At 59.3% G+C, this 2513-nt stretch carries 2 protein-coding genes and 1 pseudogene; 2 read left to right on the top strand and 1 reads right to left on the bottom strand.

Translation table 11 applies throughout. The annotated features are described in order from the left end of the window. Window positions 1-138 precede the first annotated feature (138 nt). Both AC1DH9_RS27155 and AC1DH9_RS27150 read left to right on the top strand, forming a co-directional pair. Window positions 139-495: pseudogene (locus AC1DH9_RS27155) on the top strand (type II toxin-antitoxin system RelE/ParE family toxin). Beyond that, window positions 488-808 carry a helix-turn-helix domain-containing protein gene (locus tag AC1DH9_RS27150; protein ID WP_427545631.1) on the top strand — a complete coding sequence of 107 codons (321 nt, stop codon included), beginning with the start codon at window positions 488-490 and terminating at the stop codon, window positions 806-808. The pseudogene AC1DH9_RS27155 and the gene AC1DH9_RS27150 overlap by 8 nt, the downstream one beginning before the upstream one ends. 80 nt (window positions 809-888) lie before the next feature. Here the strand turns inward: AC1DH9_RS27150 and AC1DH9_RS27145 are convergent. Then, a partial coding sequence (locus AC1DH9_RS27145) for a S9 family peptidase (protein WP_477809134.1) occupies window positions 889-2513 on the bottom strand: 1625 nt, incomplete at its 5' end.

Genomic DNA, 2513 nt, shown 5'->3' with positions numbered 1-2513 from the left:
GTGCTTGAGTGATTGCCAGAACAATGGCTTTTTGGCGGAGTCGGCGAGGACTGCCGATGCCATCACGCATTGATTTTGCGGATGGCTTGGTTTGTAAATATATACCACTGAGTGGTATGGTGATGGGGAGGGATGTCCATGACGATCAGGCTGTTCAAGACAAGGCGTTTTACCGTCCAGGCAGGCAAAGCCTGGATCGGCGATGACGAGCTCAGGTCAGCGTTCCGCGAGTTGCTTAAAGGGCAGGCAGACAGTCTGGGAGGTGGAGTCTGGAAAAAGCGCTTGAGCGAAAACCGTCACCGTTCGATTGTTTTGGCCAAGGGGGGACGGTACTGGGTTTACCAGTTTCTGTTTGCCAAGAAAGACCAGAGCAACATCAGCCAAACGGAGTTGGCTGCCTTTCGATAGTTGGCCAAAGCCTATGAGAGGTTGAGTGACACACAGGTCCAGCAACTGCTGGATATGAGGGAGTTTGTGGAGGTACATCATGAGTAAGAAGTTCAAGAGTGAAGCCCTTGAGTCGGTTCACGATTCGGCCACTGCATTGTTGTCGATCGGCGCTATCAGCAAGACCACCATGCGCCAGTTCGATGAGACATGCCTGGCACAGGTGCCAGAGGCGATTCCCGCCGAACAGATCAAACAACTGCGCGAGCGTAACAATGTCAGCCAACCGGTGTTCGCCCGCTATTTGAATACCAGTGCTTCTACCGTCAAACAGTGGGAAGCGGGTGACAAGCCCCCCAGCGGGATGGCATTGAAGCTGCTGAGCATCGTGCAGAAGCATGGACTGGAAATACTGGCCTGAGTTGATCGGCAAGTACTGCAAGCCCGGATCGCAGCCCGGTGGCTGCGATCTTTTCAAGACATTCTGTCCCCCGCCTGCAGTCAGGCGTTCTTCTGCTCCATCACCTCGCGATAAAAACGCCATTCCTGCTCCAGCACATGGGCCTGATTATTGGCCTTGCGAAAGCCGTGGCGTTCCTCCGGGTAGTAATGGGCCTGTGCGGGAATGCCCTTGGCCTGCAGGGCCGTGACCATATCGCGGGTCTGTTGTGGCACCACCACAGCGTCGAGTTCGCCTTGAAAGAAGATCACTGGCACGCGGATTTCACTCGCGTGCAGCAGCGGTGTGCGGGCGACGTAGCGCTCGGCATCCTGCTGCGGATCGCCGATCAGCCAGTCCAGATAGTCACCTTCGAATTTGTGGGTGGTGCGGCTCAGGGCAGCCGGGTCGCTGACGCCGTACAAACTGGCGCCCGCGCTGAAGACGTCCCGAAATGCCAGCGCGCAGAGCGTGGTGTAACCGCCGGCACTGCCACCACGAATGAACGCGTGATCGCCGTCGATCAAACCTTTCCCGGCAAGGTAGGCGACCACGGCGCAGGCGTCTTCGACATCCACTTCGCCCCAGCTCAGGTGCAGTGCCTGCCGATAGGCGCGACCGTAACCGCTACTGCCGCGATAGTTAAGGTCGGCAACCGCGAAGCCGCGTTGTGTCCAGTACTGGATTCGCGGATCGAGCATCGGGTAGCACGCCGATGTCGGCCCGCCATGAATAAACACCAGCAGCGGTGGTTTGGCGACATCGGTCATGGCCGGATAAAAGAAACCATGGGCCTCGCCGGCCCCGCTGGGGTAGCGCAGTGTTTGCGGCTGGCTGATATGCTCGGCGGGCTGCGGTGCCACTCCGCCCGCCAGCACCCGGACTTGATGGCTTTTACGGTTGATGGCGATCACCGCGGAAGGGCTGACCGGCGAAGCTGCGATGCAGTAAACAGACTCCTGGTCCAGCGCCAGATTTCGGAAGCGACTGTAATCGCCGGTGAAATCCTCAATGGAATCACCAGAGCGCAGCCCCAGGCGCCCGAAACCCTCCACGGTCCAGTTCGCCAGGTAGTTCTTTTCGCCAAGCGGTAACCAGGTGCAACCGCCAAGTTGCCACGGTGCCGGCGCATGATCGGCGTCACTGCTGGGCAACGGCTGCAAGCCTGATCCGGTTTCGACCCACGGCTGCCAGAATCCTGCGCGATCGGTCAGGCAATACAGGCGGCCGGCATCATCGAAGCGAGGTTGTTGCAAGGACTCTTCAGACGCGTCACCCGCTACGCAGCGCGGCCGGCCGAAAGCGCCGTTGGCATCGCGTTCGGCGACCATCAAGCGTGTCGCGGTCCAGGGTTGATGCGGCCGGCTCCATTCGATCCAGGCCAACCGCCCGGCATCCGGACTCAAGGTCGGCGCTGAGTAGAAGTCTGCGCCTTCGGCCAACAGCTGACGTTTGCCGTCTGCCGGATCAATGGCCACCAGGCGATGCTGATCACCTTGTTCTTCGACGGCGAGTACCTGCCCGCCGGCAAATTGCAGATCGCCGTAACGGCATTCACCCACGGTCAACGCCTGCGGCATTTCACCGGCCAACGATTGCCGATACAACTGCTGATCCGTCTCGTTGACGAAGACCACGCCGTCATCGCTAAGGCAAAACGATCCGCCACCGTATTCATAGACTCGAC

The sequence above is a fragment of the Pseudomonas sp. 05T35 genome (assembly GCF_056396605.1).
This window is presented reverse-complemented; position numbering and strand designations above follow the sequence as displayed.